Origin of the sequence: Microcoleus sp. SVA1B4 (genome assembly GCF_036700545.1) — a bacterium.
Taxonomy (GTDB): Bacteria; Cyanobacteriota; Cyanobacteriia; order Cyanobacteriales; family Microcoleaceae; genus Microcoleus.
In genome coordinates, this window is sequence record NZ_JAUBPB010000014.1 from 18486 (window position 1) to 34033 (window position 15548).

At 48.7% G+C, this 15548-nt stretch carries 8 protein-coding genes; 6 read left to right on the top strand and 2 right to left on the bottom strand.

Annotated elements, in window-relative coordinates; all coding sequences use genetic code 11:
* The first annotated feature begins 37 nt into the window (after positions 1-37).
* The 4 genes from QT987_RS09330 to cruG all read left to right on the top strand — a co-directional run bounded on the left by QT987_RS09330 (position 38) and on the right by cruG (position 8285).
* A complete protein-coding gene (locus QT987_RS09330) occupies positions 38-2935 on the top strand; it encodes a two-partner secretion domain-containing protein (protein WP_333239210.1) in 2898 nt (965 codons plus the stop codon).
* 119 nt (positions 2936-3054) lie between these two features.
* Positions 3055-5670 carry a CHAT domain-containing protein gene (locus tag QT987_RS09335; RefSeq protein ID WP_333239212.1) on the top strand — a complete coding sequence of 872 codons (2616 nt, stop codon included), beginning with the start codon at positions 3055-3057 and terminating at the stop codon, positions 5668-5670.
* Between the two features lie 238 nt (positions 5671-5908).
* Complete coding sequence (gene cruF / locus QT987_RS09340) at positions 5909-6850, top strand: gamma-carotene 1'-hydroxylase CruF (RefSeq protein ID WP_333239214.1); 942 nt, start codon at positions 5909-5911, stop codon at positions 6848-6850.
* Between the two features lie 232 nt (positions 6851-7082).
* On the top strand, positions 7083-8285 hold the full coding sequence (gene cruG / locus QT987_RS09345; protein ID WP_333239216.1) for a 2'-O-glycosyltransferase CruG: 1203 nt from the start codon (positions 7083-7085) through the stop codon (positions 8283-8285).
* 88 nt (positions 8286-8373) lie between these two features.
* Here the strand turns inward: cruG and QT987_RS09350 are convergent, their stop codons facing one another.
* Positions 8374-12657, bottom strand: a complete 4284-nt coding sequence (locus QT987_RS09350) for an FG-GAP-like repeat-containing protein (protein WP_333239217.1) — start codon at positions 12655-12657, stop codon at positions 8374-8376.
* A gap of 284 nt (positions 12658-12941) precedes the next feature.
* Here QT987_RS09350 and QT987_RS09355 point away from each other — a divergent pair, with 284 nt between their 5' ends.
* Positions 12942-14006, top strand: coding sequence for a TIGR03032 family protein (locus tag QT987_RS09355; protein WP_333239220.1), 1065 nt, complete (start codon positions 12942-12944; stop codon positions 14004-14006).
* Between the two features lie 97 nt (positions 14007-14103).
* On the opposite strand, the gene QT987_RS09360 is transcribed toward QT987_RS09355, so the two are convergent.
* Positions 14104-14742, bottom strand: a complete 639-nt coding sequence (locus QT987_RS09360) for a pentapeptide repeat-containing protein (RefSeq protein WP_333239222.1) — start codon at positions 14740-14742, stop codon at positions 14104-14106.
* Positions 14743-14799: 57 nt separating this feature from the next.
* On the opposite strand from QT987_RS09360, the gene QT987_RS09365 reads away from it, so the two are divergent.
* Positions 14800-15333: a dual specificity protein phosphatase family protein gene (locus QT987_RS09365; protein WP_333212627.1), complete on the top strand. Its 534-nt coding sequence runs from the start codon at positions 14800-14802 to the stop codon at positions 15331-15333.
* The last annotated feature ends 215 nt before the right edge of the window (positions 15334-15548 follow it).

Here is a 15548-nt window from a genome sequence, read left to right on the forward strand (position 1 = left end):
GGTATTTTCCTAAGAGTAAATTAACAGGAATTAAAAGATGCCCCGCCAATCTTCCGCCCTATTTTTTGCATTTTTACTGCTGTTTCCTATCCCCGCCGTCGCCCAAATCATCCCCGATAGCAGCTTGGGCGCGGAAAGTTCGCGCACAGTTCCCGACACGATTAATAACTTACCATCGGACAGAATAGAAGGCGGTGCAACTCGTGGCGTTAACCTATTTCACAGCTTGCGCGAATTTAACATCCGTGAGGGGCGGGGAGCATATTTTGCCAATCCTAACGGGATTGCGAATATCTTCACCCGCGTTACTGGTGGCAACCCTTCTAATATTTTAGGAACTCTGGGAGTTTTGGGAAACGGCAATTTATTCTTAATTAACCCCAAAGGGATTGTCTTTGGCCCCAATGCTCGGTTAGATTTGCGCGGCTCATTTATCGGTTCTACTGGTAGCGGCGTTCTCTTTGATAATGGCTTTGAATTTAGTGCAGCTAATTCTAATGCAGTGCCATTGTTAGCGATTAATATTCCTGTGGGTTTAAGCTTTAGAGAAAATCCTGGCACAATTGTTAACTCTTCCAGTGTCAGCCAAGTTATTGAAGGCACAACAATCCCCGTAGGTTTAGCAGTTCCTCCCGGTCAAACCTTAGCACTGGTAGGAGGAGATTTAATCTTTAACAATGGTTTTGCCAGCGCTTTTAGTGGCAACATTCAATTAGGAAGTGTGGCAAGTCCGGGTTTTGTAAGCTTCAACATCACGCCCATAGGATTAGGTTTAGATTATACAAATGTTGCCAATTTTGGCAACATTGAATTATCAGGTTTATCGGCGGTGACAGCCAGTGGGCCAGGAGGAGGAGCGATCGCACTCCGGGGAGGAAATGTGATTTTGCGCGATCGATCGAGCCTAGTATCCGATACCTTGGGAAGCATTGACGGCCGGGGCATCAATATCGAAGCAGTGCGCTTTAGCCTTTTAGACCAAGCCTTTGTCGGCTCCAGCACTACCGGAAGCGGAGCCGGAGGCCCGATCAATGTCCGAACCGCCGAGGATGTAGAACTCAAGGGAATAGGATTTGAGAACTTTCGGCGACGGATTCTCGATCCTGGTGCAGCACAAGAGCCGCCAGATGTCGCCTCCCGCGAAAGCAGCATCATTACCGGAACCCTCGGTGCCGGCAGAGCCGGGGATATCGCGATCGACACCAAACGATTAACTATCCGAGACGGAGCGGTAATACTCAACCCTACAGTCGGTACGGGAGACGGCGGGGGTGTGACAATTAGAGCCTCTGAATCGGTAGAAATCAACGCCTCCGGGCTGTTCACCACAACTTTTAACAGCGGAAATGCAGGCAGTATAGCCATCGAAACCGGTCAACTGAGTGTCAGCGACGGAGCCATTATCTCGCCCTCGACTTTTGGTGCCGGGAACAGCGGAAATCTGAGCGTGAGAGCTTCTGACTCGGTAATAGTAGCGAGAGAGCGATCGGATAGCCCCCTGAGTACGGCTCTAGCCGCTAACAGTATTGGCGGCACGGGAAGGGCAGGAAACATTGAAATTAATACTCGCTCCCTGCGCGTAGAAGCAGGGGCTAGCATCACTTCTTCGAGCGGGGTGAGAACTGCAGAGCAGGTGATTCCTGCGGGGGGGCCCGGCGGAAACATCACCGTCAACGCTTCAGACTCGGTGGAAGTGATCGGCACCGCACCGGGCGAAATTCCTTCCCGAAGTCTAATCGCTGCGGGAACGGCTGGGGGCGGCAAAGGCGGTGATGTGACGTTGAATGCCAGACGGTTGATTGTCCAAGACGGAGGAGCTATCGGAGCCTCAACTCTCGGTGCGGGACAAGGGGGAAATGTGACTGTGGTGGCTTCGGAATCGATGGAAATAGCCGGAACTACCAGAGACGGGATCTTTCCCAGCACGATCGGCACAGCTTCGGGAGATTTGCTGTACCAGACTTTGTTGGGGCTGCAACCTCCATCTGGTGCGGCGGGAAGCTTGAGCATTGCGGCGGGCAGGTTGAGTGTCCGAGACGGCGCTGCAGCTAGCGTCCAGAGTTATGGAACCGGGCCGGCTGGCAACATCAATGTTGTCGCAGATTCGATCGCCCTCAACAACAAAGGCAGTATTGACGGCACGACTGTATCGGGTATCGGGGCTAATATTAACTTGCGATCGCGCGACATCCAATTGCGCCGGGGGAGCCGCATCACCACCGATGCGGGCGCTGCCGACGGCGGCAATATCAACATTAAAAGCGATATTCTGGTTACTCTTCCCAACGAAAATAGCGATATTACGGCTAATGCGCGATCGGCCCAAGGTGGGCGGGTTAATATTAATGTCCCCAATGTTTTCGGGTTTACATCAGTCACTCGCGAACAGGTTCGAGCGACTTTGGGATTAACAGATGCTCAATTTGCAGCGTTGCAAGTAAGTCCTACTTCTCTAAATCCTACCAGCGATATTGCGGCGATTTCCCAAAGTAGCGGCCCGGCTTTGCAAGGTACTGTAACATTTAGTGCTTCTGGAGTGAATCCGGCTCAAGGTTTAGTGGAACTGCCGCAAAATGTGGTCGATTCGGCTGCGTTAATTGCGGCAAATCCCTGCACGCAAGAGGCCGAGAGCGCATTTACCGTCACTGGGAAAGGAGGAGTGCCACCCAGTCCCAATGATGCCCTCAGCAGCAATTCTAGCCAGTTTAATTGGGTGGAAGAGGCAGGAAGTTCGGCAACGAATGTAGAGGGTTTAACCGATGTAACCGATCGAGGGAAGAAGAAGGAAGAAGGAGAAATCCCCGATCGCGAAGTTGTGCCGGCGCAAGGTTGGGTGGTGAATGCTCAAGGAGAAGTTATGCTTGTTGGATATAATCCGGGTAATGCTGCTGACTCTCGCAATCCTCGACCTAGTTCTGTTTGTGTGCCGCGTTGAAATTAGGTTTTTTTTACCGCAGATGTAGGCGGATTAACGCGGATTAACGCAGATCAAAAATAAGATGTATTTGGGTTAATTAGTAGGTGTGTCTGCGCTTGTAATTTTATTTTCTAACTATGAAGTTTACCCGATCGCTCCGACAAGTAATTCTGTTATTTGTGATTTCCTGTCTGCTATCCGTTGCGATTCCTCCTGGAATGGCTCAGGTTAATCCACCACCAGCGGTGCAGCTTGTTCGACAAGCTCGAACTCTGTACCAAGAGGAACGTTTTTCGGAAGCTGTACCTTTGTTGCAGCAAGCGGCGGCGCAGTTTGAGGCAAAAGGCGAAAATCTCGATCGCGCCACAGCTTTGAGCAATTTAGCTGCAACCTATGGGCAGTTGGGGCTTTGGGAAGAAGCAGAAAAAGCTGTAAATTCGAGTTTGTCTGCTGTGCGAACACAAGCCAAAACTCCCGAACAGCAGCGGATTTTAGCTGAAACTCTCAACATTCAAGGACAGTTGCAACTCGAACGGGGGCAGACTCAAGATGCGATCGAGATTTGGACGCAAGCTGCTAAAATTTTCGAGCAAATTGATAGAAAGAACCAACTTTTTCAAGTTCAAATTAATCAAAGTCGGGCTTGGGAAACTCTCGGACTTTATCCCAGGGCTTGCAAAATGCTGTTAGCTTCTTTCAAGCTGGAAAACCAAACTTGCGAAATTTCGGCAGCGGGTTTGGAAACTTTGAAAAATCAGCCTGTTTCTCTCGAACAAGTCCGGGCAACTCATGCTTTAGGGCGGGTACTGCGGGTTTTGGGACAACTGGAACGATCGCAGGATGTGCTTTCGGCGGGACTCGAAGCAGCCCAAAAATTAGGTAGCCGGCCAGAGGAGGCTGCAATTTATCTTAATCTGGGCAATACGGTACGGGCTAAAAGCAATAAACCGGGTTTGACACCAGAACAGCGGGCGGATTGGGAACGCTTTGCCCTAGAGTATTATGGTCGATCGATCCAGGCGATGCCGGATCGATCGCCCCTACAAATTCAGGCAAAGTTAAATCAATTGAGTTTGTTAGTCGATCGCCAAGATTGGTCGGAAGCAGAGGCTTTGTGGCGTTCTCTCGAATCTCAAACCGATCAATTTGGCTCGAATCGCGCCGGACTTTACGCTCAAATTAATCTAGCTCAAAGCTTGATGAAATTAGCTCAGTCGCCTGCGAAAACTGTGAGTTTAAGCGATATTGACACAATGCTCGATCGCTCTGTCGAAAAAGCAAACAGTTTGGGCGATAAACGGATACAAGCTTATATTCTGGCAGCAAAAGGCAAACTATCGGAAATCCAACAGCAGTATCAGAAAGCAGAAAATCTCACAACAGAGGCTTTGACTTTAGCACCGGCTTTTCAATCTCCCGATATTGCTTACCAATTGTTTTGGCAACTCGGACGGATTCGGAAAGCTCAGGGAAATACAGAAGGGGCGATCGTTCAATATACTCAAGCTGTGAATGTACTATCTTCTTTGCGGGGCGATTTGGTGACAGTCAATCCCGAAGTGCAATTTTCGTTTCGGGAAAGTGCCGAACCGGTTTATCGGGAATTAGTCGGGCTGCTTTTGCAAGAGGAATCTCCCAGTCAAGCTAAATTGAAACTGGCGCGCCAAACTGTGGAATCTTTGCAGTTGGCGGAATTGGACAACTTTTTTCGGGATGCTTGCGCTGATGCTAAACCAAAGTCGATCGAGGAAATTGATCCGACTGCAGCGGTGATTTATCCGATTATTTTGAGCGATCGTTTGGAGGTAATTTTGTCAATTCCCGGCAAACCCCTGCGCCGCTACACTACTGTGAAGTCTCAAGCTGAGTTGGAAACTGCCTTCAGACAAGCCAAAAATCTCATCAGGCCTGCTGCTTTCCCCCGCAACAGGAGGCAACCCGTCGAACAGGTTTATGACTGGTTAATCCGCCCCGCAGAGGCGGATTTGACCGCCGCCGGGATTAAAACCCTGGTATTTGTGCTCGACGGTTACTTGCGAAATCTGCCGATGGCTGTGCTGCACGACGGTGAAAAGTTTTTGGTAGAAAAATACAATATTGCTTTGGCGCCGGGATTGCAATTGCTGGCACCGAAACCGCTGAACAAAGTCAAGTTAAAAGTGCTCACCGCTGGCCTCTCGGAACCGCGTCAAGGCTTCTCGGCTTTGCCGGGGGTGAAGGAGGAAGTTCAGCAAATTGCAGCCGAGATGCCGGCGAGTTCGCTGCTGAATGAAGATTTTGTCAGCGGGCGGTTGCACGATCGAATTAAAGCGGTGTCTTACCCGATCGTCCATTTGGCAACTCACGGTCAATTTAGCTCGAATGCAGCGGATACTTTTATTGTGACTTGGGATCAGAAAGTGAATGTTAAGGAGTTCGATCGACTGCTGCGAGCCCGCACAGGGGAGAGACAACAGCCGATCGAACTTTTGGTTTTGAGTGCTTGCGAAACTGCTTCGGGCGATAACCGGGCGGCTTTGGGTTTGGCCGGGGCGGCAATTCGATCGGGTGCCCGCAGCACCGCCGCCACCCTTTGGCAAGTCAACGACGAATCTACAGCTATCTTTATGACTGAGTTTTACAAGCAACTGGCTGCTTCTAAAACCAGCAAAGCTGAAGCCCTCCGCAACGCTCAATTAACTCTGCTGAAAAACCCACAGTATCAAAACCCCTATTTCTGGGCGCCTTTCGTGCTGGTGGGCAATTGGCAGTAATTATCGGGCATGGGGCATGGGGCATCGGGCATCTGACAATTTTAGATTTTAGATTTTAGATTTTAGATTGCTCAGGGCATTGGGCATCGGCGGGCGGTGGACAACAGTCAACAGTCAACTGTCAACTGACAACAGACAACTGACAATTGACAACTGACTCAAATGCAGTTGGTTTTTTGTTAAAGTTTGTAAACTGTTAAGAGTGCTTTTTGCATCTAATATTTTTTCGAGGAGTCCCATGAAGCAACTTTTGATTGCTGAGCGCTTTTGCTTAATTGCCCACGTCTTGTCAATGGCTTTTGGATTGGCAGGCTTGCTGCTGATTTTACCCCGTCCCGAATTGGTGATGAATTTGCCACCAGCAGGGCAAACGCTATTCCAGTGGGGGATGGCTGGGGGTGGAGTAGTTTATATCATCTTTGGTGCAGCAGCAGTTGCTCTCTATTCCTTGCGGACGTTGGGTTGGGGTGCAACTCTGGCCTTTTTAGTGCCTTCTGTGTTTTTGTCCTTGAGTAGCGAGTTGTTGGGAACGAGTACGGGTTTTCCCTTCGGCCACTACCATTATTTGAGCGGTTTGGGTTACAAAATTGCAGGGCTGGTTCCGTTTACAATCCCCCTCTCGTGGTTTTATTTGGGACTGGTTTCATACATAATTGCTCGCGCTGGAGTAGGTGGCGGTAAAGGTGAACTCAACTGGGTGCGCCAAATAGGGGCGATCGCCCTTGGTGCTTTGCTGCTAACAGCTTGGGATTTTGTACTAGATCCGGCGATGAGTCAAACTGCTGTGCCTTTTTGGGAGTTTGAGGAACTTGGGGCTTTCTTTGGAATGCCTTACCGCAATTTGGCTGGTTGGATGGGTACGGGGGCGCTATTTATGTCTGTAGCAGCTTTCTTGTGGAAAAAAACACCGATTAAATTAGAGCGATCGGAATTGGGTTTGCCCTTAATTGTTTATTTGGTAAACTTTGCTTTCGGAGCAATTATCACTGTAGTTTCCTTGGATTCTCGGTTCTGGTTCCCGACATCGCTAGCGGTGCTTCTGGGTGTAGTTCCGGCGATCGCGTTATGCTGGATCGCTAAACCCGCAACAGGTGACGTAACCGAAACAATGCCGTCTTTGGATACATCTGTTATCACGGCCCAAATTCCACCTGAGCCCGTGGGCGTTTTGCGTAAGTAAGTTACTAGCGAGCAACCCCGGCTGATTTAGCAAAAATTTACACTAAATTTTGAGCTAGTTTAAAAACCCGGTTTCTACAAGAAACCGGGTTTTTCAATGGCGATTTTTTCATTCCCAATTCCTGTAATATGTTTGAGGTCAAAATTTTATTAAATTTTTAAATTGACACCAACCGTAATTCCCAATTCTTCAATTGAAAATCTAAAATCTAAAATCTAAAATCTAAAATCCCATGATCGCCCCTCACCTGTTCCCCCAATCGCTGACAAGTATCATCCCTGTCGCACTCCTGCTGCTACAATTGCCCGCCGCCGCCCTTCTGATGTCGCGTTTGATTAAAGGCCCATCGCGCATCCCGCCCCTGGAACCGGATTCGCCGACGCTGGATTTGTTGGGTAGTTGTACTGCGGTAGTACCGACTTTGAACGAAGCCGATCGAATTTCGCCTTGTTTGGAAGGATTAACCAGCCAAAGTTACGAACTCCGAGAAGCGATCGTGGTTGACAGCTATTCGGTAGATGGAACCGGAGATTTAGTCAAAGCTGCAGCACAAAAAGACCCCCGGTTTCGCTTGATTAACGACGATCCGCTGCCGGCGGGTTGGGTAGGGCGTCCCTGGGCGCTGAATGCGGGTTTTTTGGCAAGTTCCGAGAAGTGCGAGTGGATTTTGGGGATAGATGCGGATACTGTGCCCCATCCGGGTTTGATTGCGAGTTTACTCAAAACAGCGAAAGCTGGAAATTACGATTTGATTTCGCTGTCGCCGCAGTTTATCCTCAAGTATCCGGGGGAGTTGTGGCTGCAACCGGCTTTGTTAATGACTTTGGTTTATCGGTTCGGGCCGACGGGGACTGGCGGGGATGTGCCGGAACGGGTGATGGCGAACGGTCAGTGTTTTCTCTGTAAGCGCGAGGTTTTGGTGGCATTGGGGGGCTATGAGGTCGCGAGGGGTTCGTTTTGCGATGATGTGACTCTGGCTCGCTATGCGGCTGCTAAGGGCTTTAAGGTGGGCTTTTTGGATGGGGCTAAGGTGTTGAAGGTGCGGATGTATGAGGGGGCGATCGAGACTTGGAATGAATGGGGTCGATCGCTCGATTTGAAAGATGCTGCTTCGGGCGGTCAAATTTGGGGCGATTTGTGGCTGTTGCTGGCGGTTCAAGGTTTGCCGGTGCCGATTGTGTTGTGCTATTTGCTGTTTGGTTCGCTGCCGCCGGTTGGTGTATTTCCGCACTTTTGGCTGTTGGGATTGAATGTATTTTTGGTTGCAGTGCGATCGGCTTTGTGTTTGGCTATCGCACCTTCTTACGATACAACTGGGGCATCTGGTAAATGGCTGTTTTGGCTGTCACCTTTAGCCGATCCGCTGGCGTTTTTGCGAATTCTAATTTCGGCTTTAAATCAGCCTACTCAGTGGCGCGGCAGAAAGTATGAATAATCATTAAATTTTTGCTAGTTCTTTTAAAATTGGTAGAAGTGCGATCGCCCTTTTGGATCGAATGGGCGATCGTACTTTTCTTAATTTCCTAAATCAACCGGAAATTCGCCGATGTAATCGAATTGGCACTCACTCCAATCATCACACCTAACTCCTCTCCTGTCAAGACATTTTTGATGAGACTTCCCTGAGAATTTTGAGTGATTGCTAACTGGCTAAAAGTCAAACCACCTGTTAATCCAATCAAGTCTTGGCCGATTGTAAAATCAGCGATGATATCAAATCCTTGACCAGTTGTTAAGACAAAGATATCGTTGCCGCTACCGCCAATCAAACTATCATTCCCCATGTTTCCGTACAGAATATCATCGCCTTTCCCACCAGTGAGAGTATCGTTGTCTTCGCCTCCGTAAAGAGTATCATTTCCTTCACATCCTCCCAGGATATCTGCTCCTTCGTCACCACTGATTAAGTCATTACCTTCACCGCCGCAGATGGTATCCGAGCCCTGGTTTCCAAACAGGTAGTCATCACCTTGACTACCAAGCACTATGTCATTTCCTTTGCCTCCAAATAAAGTGTCATTATCCTTGCCACCATCGATGAAGTCATCATTTCTATTAGCATAAATGATGTCATCACCTTCGCGGCTATTGATAGAGTCATTGCCTTTGCCGCCAAAGATTAAATCATTGCCCAAGTTGCCAAGAATAATGTCATTATTTTCATCTCCAAATAAGATGTCATCCCCTGTGCCACCGCTGATAAAATCATTGCCTGTGTTGCCGTTGAGGATGTCGCTGCTGTCGCCACCATATAAGTTGTCATCCCCAGAAGAAGCATCGAATATATTGCCAAAGTTGCTACCCAGTAATTCATCGTTTTTGGCAGTGCCTATTTGAATTCCCGATACACCGAGTATGGTGTTTTCAACCCTATTCGGTTGGTTTAAATTAGGATAGGCAATCTCATCACAGATGCAGTCATCATTCGGGATGTTATTAGTTATTGGCGTTACCGATGGTGTTGGCGTCGGTGTCGGCGTTGGTGCGGGTGTCGGTGTTTCCGCAGGGCTTGGTGCGGGTGTCGGTGTTTCCGCAGGGCTTGGTGCGGGTGCGGGTGCGGGTGCGGGTGCGGGTGCGGGTGCAGGCGCGGGTGCAGGTGCAGGTGCGGGTGCGGGTGCGGGTGCGGGTGCGGGCGCAGGTGCAGGTGAGGGTGCAGGCGCGGGTGCAGGTGCGGGTGCAGGTGCGGGTGCGGGTGCGGGTGCGGGTGCAGGTGTCGGTGTTTCCGCAGGGCTTGGTGTCGGTGTTTCCGCGCCAATATTAACGTTTAAAGTCCCGAAATTGGTGGCAGCATTCAAATTGCCAAAACTATCTTTAACCTGATTTGCTTGCAACTGAATAGTGTAAGTTTCATTATTCTCCCAATTGCCCCCTGGGGGAGTAAACAAATAAGTCGCTGTCCGAGGCGTACCATTAGTATTAGTATCGACACTGACAAATTCTCCAGGAATCTCACCCCCAGACCAAGTTAGCACAACATCAGCACTATCCAAACTTGAAACATCGACACCATTATTATCGCTGAAAGTGAGCCTCAAACTTTCACTCGATCCTCCAGTGTTAGTAATGCCAGCCACACCATTTAAACTCGCACCGGGCCCAGTTTTGTCAATGCTATAAACTTCTCCTGTTGAATCACCATTACCAGTAATTGCACCGCCTAATGCAACTCCCAAGCTATTTTTGATGCTGTCATCATCTTTCAACTTTAACTCGATCGCGCCACTTCCCGTACCTGTATTAACTTGCAGTTGGTAAGTGTTAGCATCAACAGCAGTTACAGTGCCAATAGTTGCACCAGTTACAACAGGTGGTACTAAAATAAAGTCAGAAACATCAACCCCTGTAACATCCTCAGAGAATTTAATTTCGTAATTAACAGTAGCTGCCGCAGTGGGAGATGGATCAAGGCGGTTGATGGATGTAACTGTGGGGAATGTGTTGTTATAAACAACAATATTGTCTGTACTTGTACTGGCAGTATTGTTATTGCGTGCTATATCAGTAACGCCGTTAGCTTTGATACTAGCAATCACATTACCGCTACCTGTCATCCCGTTAATAGCGACGGTGTAAATAGGGCCACTACCTGTGATGATTGGCCTTAATGTTCCCGGTGCTGTACTTGCAGTTAAGTCGATATCACGGAAATCAAAACCTGTGACTGGTTCGCTAAAAGTGACGGTAAAGTTGATGGGTTCAGAAGGTGTCGGATCGGTTTGTTCTGCTGCTTGGTTGATAGTAACAGTGGGTGCAACACCATCGATAACTATGGCTTTACTACCGCCTAGGGAGTTAGCTGAGGCTAAGGCGGGGAGAGTTAAGAGAGCATCTACATCCAAATTATCTTTAATGGTGCCGCCGTTGAGGGTGAGGGCGTTGGTGGCGAGGTATTGCAAGTCATCGGAGGTGTCTCCTGCTTGCACTACATAGTTGAAGGTGAGGGTTGTACTCCCGCTACCACTAACATAAGTGGCAAAGCGATCTGTTGTACCGGTTTCTAGCTGCAGTTGGGGAGTAGCGGTGACGGTGACAGCTTCATCGAAGGTAACGGTGATGGGGATTGTCGTACCTACGCCGTAGGTGCCGTTGGCGGTAGTAGCGCTGACAGCAGTAACTTTGGCGGTGTTGTTGAGCAGGATGGATACGTTGTTGCTACCAAGGTTCGCCCCAGCTAAGTCAGGTTTCCCGTCGCTGTTGATGTCGGTGATGCTGACGGATCTGGAGTCAGTGTCAGTAGGGAAGGTGACTGGGGTGGCGAAAGTGGGGGTGGTGGCTCCGGTGGCGGTGGTGTTGAGCAGGATGGAGGATCTGGTGCCCTGGTTTCCCACTGCTAAGTCTGGTAAACCGTCAGCGTTGATGTCGGTGATGCTTACGGATCTGGGGCCACCCCCACTACTGAAGTCAACTTTGGTGGCGAAAGTGGGGGTGGTGGCTCCGGTGGCGGTGGTGTTGAGCAGGATGGAGACGTTGTTGCTGCCCCAGTTTCCCACTGCTAAGTCTGGGAAGCCGTCGCCGTTGATGTCGCCGATGCTGACGGATCTGGGCTGAGAGCCTGTAGGGAGGTCAACTTTGGTGGCGAAGGTGGGGGTGGTGGCTCCGGTGGCGGTGGTGTTGAGCAAGATGGAGACGCTAGCGCTCCTCTCGTTTGCCACTGCTAAGTCTGGTTTGTTGTCGCCGTTGAGGTCGCCGATGGTGACGAATTCGGGTCTAGTGCCAGTAGGGAAGTCAACTTTGGTGGCGAAAGTGGGGGTGGTGGCTCCGGTGGCGGTGGTGTTGAGCAGGATGGAGACGTTGTTGCTGATATAGTTCGCCACTGCTAAGTCTGGTTTGTCGTCGCCGTTGATGTCGCCGATGCTGAGGGGCCAGGGGTTAGTGCCAGTAGGGAAGTCAACTTTAGGGGCGAAAGTGGGGGTGGTAGCTCCGGTGGCGGTGGTGTTGAGCAGGATCGAGGCAGTGTTGCTGTTTCTGTTGGCCACAGCTAAATCCGGTTTGCCGTCGCCGTTGAAATCCCCGAGGCTGACGGAGGTGGAGGTAGTGGCAGTAGGGATGTCAACTTTGGTGGTGAAAGTGGGGGTGGTGGCTCCGGGGGCGGTGGTGTTGAGCAGGATCGAGACGTTGTTGCTGTCTCTGTTGGCCACAGCTAAATCCGGTTTACCGTCGCCGTTGATGTCGCCGATGCTGAGGGAGATGGGGCTAATGCCAGTTGCGAAGGTGACATGGGTGGGAAAGCCTAGTACGCCGGTATAGGTTTTGAGGGTGGCTTTTGTCAGAGCAAGTTTGGGCGCTTGCGGGGATGGGGGGATGAGTTGAGAGATATCCCAGTTGCCGCCTAGTTTGCTGTTACCCGTGGTAGTGGGGTTAGCGGCGATGTTTGCGCCTGTGAGTTGGTAAAGTTGATTCAGGAATTGGTGTCCTCTGTCGCCTGCTGCTACGTTACATCCATATAAGATGATGCTGGCATTGGCAATGAGGCTGTTTCGCCACTGTTGCAACTGTTGGGCGTAGTTGTGTATGTTGCTGCTGTTAAGTTCTGTTGTGCCTAGGTATAGGCTGCCAGGGGTACCATGTGAGATGATGTGTAGCGCTTCGATGCTTGTATGCTGAGCTAAAAGTGTGGTGATTTGCTCTAGGGCATCCGGCTGGCTTTTGAGGATGTAGGTTGCAGTACCCCTTTTGATACCAGAGGCTATGTGGTTGCTGTCGGGTATTGTGGGGTCAAGGATGACTATTTCCCTTTGTTGGTTGCTAATGTCACAAGCCTTGGGAAAAACTTTTTTTTGAGACTTAATTTGAACGAGAGTTTTCATATCTTTTTACTTCCACTAAAATGCTTTGGCCAGCACCAAAGGCTCTCTCACCTGATTTGAGTTGAGATGCGGGATTTCTACCGGGTGGCAGATCGCAGGCTAGATTTTTAACTACTACTTAGTAGGATTGGAGCGCACTGTCAATGCTTTAGTTCCCTTATTTACAAATTTTTATGTTTTTCTAAGTAATTTTACACGAATCATCAAAACCCGCAGCTATTTACAGTGGCGCGGCGACGGCTTTATGAGATTATTGATTTTAGGCAATTACGCTCAGTGATTCTATGAATAACGATCGCACAAATTTCAATAAAGTCTCCGAACACGAGATTTTTGGCGATCGCGATTTGCCATCTTGGTTAACCCAACAACAAATCAGCCTCGCTTGCACTACCTATCAAACCAGTAGGTTAATGTTAATTGGTGCTGTGCCAGAAACCAACAGAATCTCGGCTTTTTGGCGAATATTCGATCGCGCAATGGGGCTTTACTACACGCCGGAACGCATTTATTTAAGTTCAAAATATCAACTTTGGCAATTAGATAATGTCTTAGAAGCCGGGAAATTATACCAAGGATACGATAAATTATATATACCAAGAATCGGCTATACTACAGGAGATATCGACATTCACGATATCGCAGTCGATAAAAATAATCAAATCATTTTTATTAGCACTTTGTTTAATTGTATCGCTACTTTGAGCGATCGCCACAGTTGCAAACCTGTCTGGAAACCAGGTTTTATCTCACAATACATCAACGAAGACCGCTGTCACCTCAACGGTTTGGCTATGGTAGCTGGGGAGGCGAAATATGTCACAGCGTCGAGTCAGTCGGATGTGGTGGATGGCTGGCGCGATCGCAGACAAAACGGCGGTATAGTTATTGATATTGAATCTAATGATATTATCGTTACGGGATTGTCAATGCCGCACTCACCCCGCTGGTATCAAGACAAGTTGTGGTTGCTGAATTCGGGGAGAGGAGAATTCGGTTATGTGGATTTAGATACAGGGAAATTTGAGGCGATTACGTTTTGTCCGGGATACGTGCGAGGACTAGCTTTTTGGCAAAATTGGGCAATTGTCGGACTCTCGAAACCTCGGGGAGGTGACAACACTTTTAGCGGTTTAGAATTGGATGAGCTGTTGCTGGCCAAGGATGCTGAGGCTCGCTGTGGTATGATGGTGATTGATTTGACGAATGGGGCGATCGTTCACTGGTTGCGCTTTGAAGGAATTGTCACAGAACTCTATGATGTTCAGGTGATTCCTCAAGTACAAAAGCCGATGGCGTTGGGTTTTCAAACGGATGAAATTGCTCAGTTAATTACTTTGGAACTTTAACCGCAGATGGGGGCGGATATACGCGGATTAACGCAGATAAATGTTTACAGGATTTACCCACGGGGTGTGAGAGAAAGTATTTAAGCGGGATTTGGTATTACTCAAAAATCGCCCCATCTAAGCTTGTTTTTCTTAAGTCTGTTCTCGCTAAATTTGCACCTCTTAAGTCAGCACCTGTTAAGCAAACATTGCTTAAATCTGCATAACTCAGATCGGCACCTCTGAGATTAGCATCCGATAAATTTGCTCCTAATAAATTCGCCCTCACAAGTTGCGATTTACTCAAGTTACAGCCACTCAAATTTGCCGACTGCATCTGTGCCGCCATTAAGTTTGCTTTGCTTAAATTAGTGCCACTGAGGTTAGCCAAATTTAATTTAGCATAACTCAAATCAATGTTTTCCAAGCAAAATTCGCTCAATTGCGCGCATCGCAAGTTAGCATTAATAAAAAACCTGTCTCCAATCCCATAACGGCGCAGCAATTCGTCAACTTCCAGCCGAATTAAAACCGGTTCGCAAGTATTTTGGTAGCACCACGATGTCTCCAGCAAACTAGCGGCTGCTTCAATTGCTACCTTGTCGGATTTAGGGAGCACCAAACTATTGCACCCATCCCACTCACCGTTGAGCATAAATGCCATGTCAGAAGCTGCTGCACTTGAGTCGCATAGCAAAACGGTTTCTGGTTTGGGTTGCAGCCAGTTCATTAGGGCGATCGAACTCTTGTTTTTCACTGTTGATTCAGGATTTGTTGGTATTTCTTAATTATAGGTAAAATTATTGAAAACATTATGCACAAATTTGCGGCGGCTTCGGAGACTGAATTAATTGTATTTGGTGCAGCGAGACCTGGATATCGCGATGCAGAAATTGCTGAGTGGATTGAATTTATGCAGGGGCACAATATCAAGCAAGTTTGCTGTTTGCTTCCCGATTCCCAACTCATCCGCTACGGGGACTTACTGGGAACGTATCGGAATATCTTTGGGTGCGATCGAGTTTGCTGGGCTCCGATTGCCGATTTTGAATTGGTAGATAGGGATATTTTGCTCGATCGCATATTACCATTTTTGGCATCTGCAAATAGCAAAGGCGAACGGGTCGTAGTTCACTGTTCTGGGGGGATCGGACGTACAGGACAGGTTTTGGCTGCTTGGTTGGTTAGCGGGCGGGGATTATCTAACAAACAGGCGATCGCAGCAGTAAAAAAAACTGGTAGAAATCCCTATGAAGCCGTGTTTGCTGCTTTGTTCAAAGGTCGAAACCCTTGGCAAGTTGCCGGAGAACTTAATGCTCTTTTAGATGATGGTCGTCCTGTTATATGAACTCCGGTTGCACCGTTAGGGATGAGAATTAAATAAAATCCACTTTTCATGACTGTTGTGGGATGGGCGTCCCGCCCGTCCTTTCTGGGCGGGCGGGACGCCCATCCCACAAGAAAAAAGGGAAATTATTTAATTGACGATCCTTAGTTAATTAACAGTTAACAGTTAACAGTTAACAGTTAACAGTTAACTGTTGACCAAATGCCAAATGCCAA

Coding starts and splice junctions, on each gene's coding strand:
- QT987_RS09350 (WP_333239217.1), bottom strand. CDS start 12,657: ATGAAAACTCTCGTTCAAATTAAGTCTCAAAAAAAAGTTTTTCCCAAG.
- QT987_RS09330 (WP_333239210.1), top strand. CDS start 38: ATGCCCCGCCAATCTTCCGCCCTATTTTTTGCATTTTTACTGCTGTTT.
- QT987_RS09355 (WP_333239220.1), top strand. CDS start 12,942: ATGAATAACGATCGCACAAATTTCAATAAAGTCTCCGAACACGAGATT.
- cruG (WP_333239216.1), top strand. CDS start 7,083: ATGATCGCCCCTCACCTGTTCCCCCAATCGCTGACAAGTATCATCCCT.
- cruF (WP_333239214.1), top strand. CDS start 5,909: ATGAAGCAACTTTTGATTGCTGAGCGCTTTTGCTTAATTGCCCACGTC.
- QT987_RS09365 (WP_333212627.1), top strand. CDS start 14,800: ATGCACAAATTTGCGGCGGCTTCGGAGACTGAATTAATTGTATTTGGT.
- QT987_RS09335 (WP_333239212.1), top strand. CDS start 3,055: ATGAAGTTTACCCGATCGCTCCGACAAGTAATTCTGTTATTTGTGATT.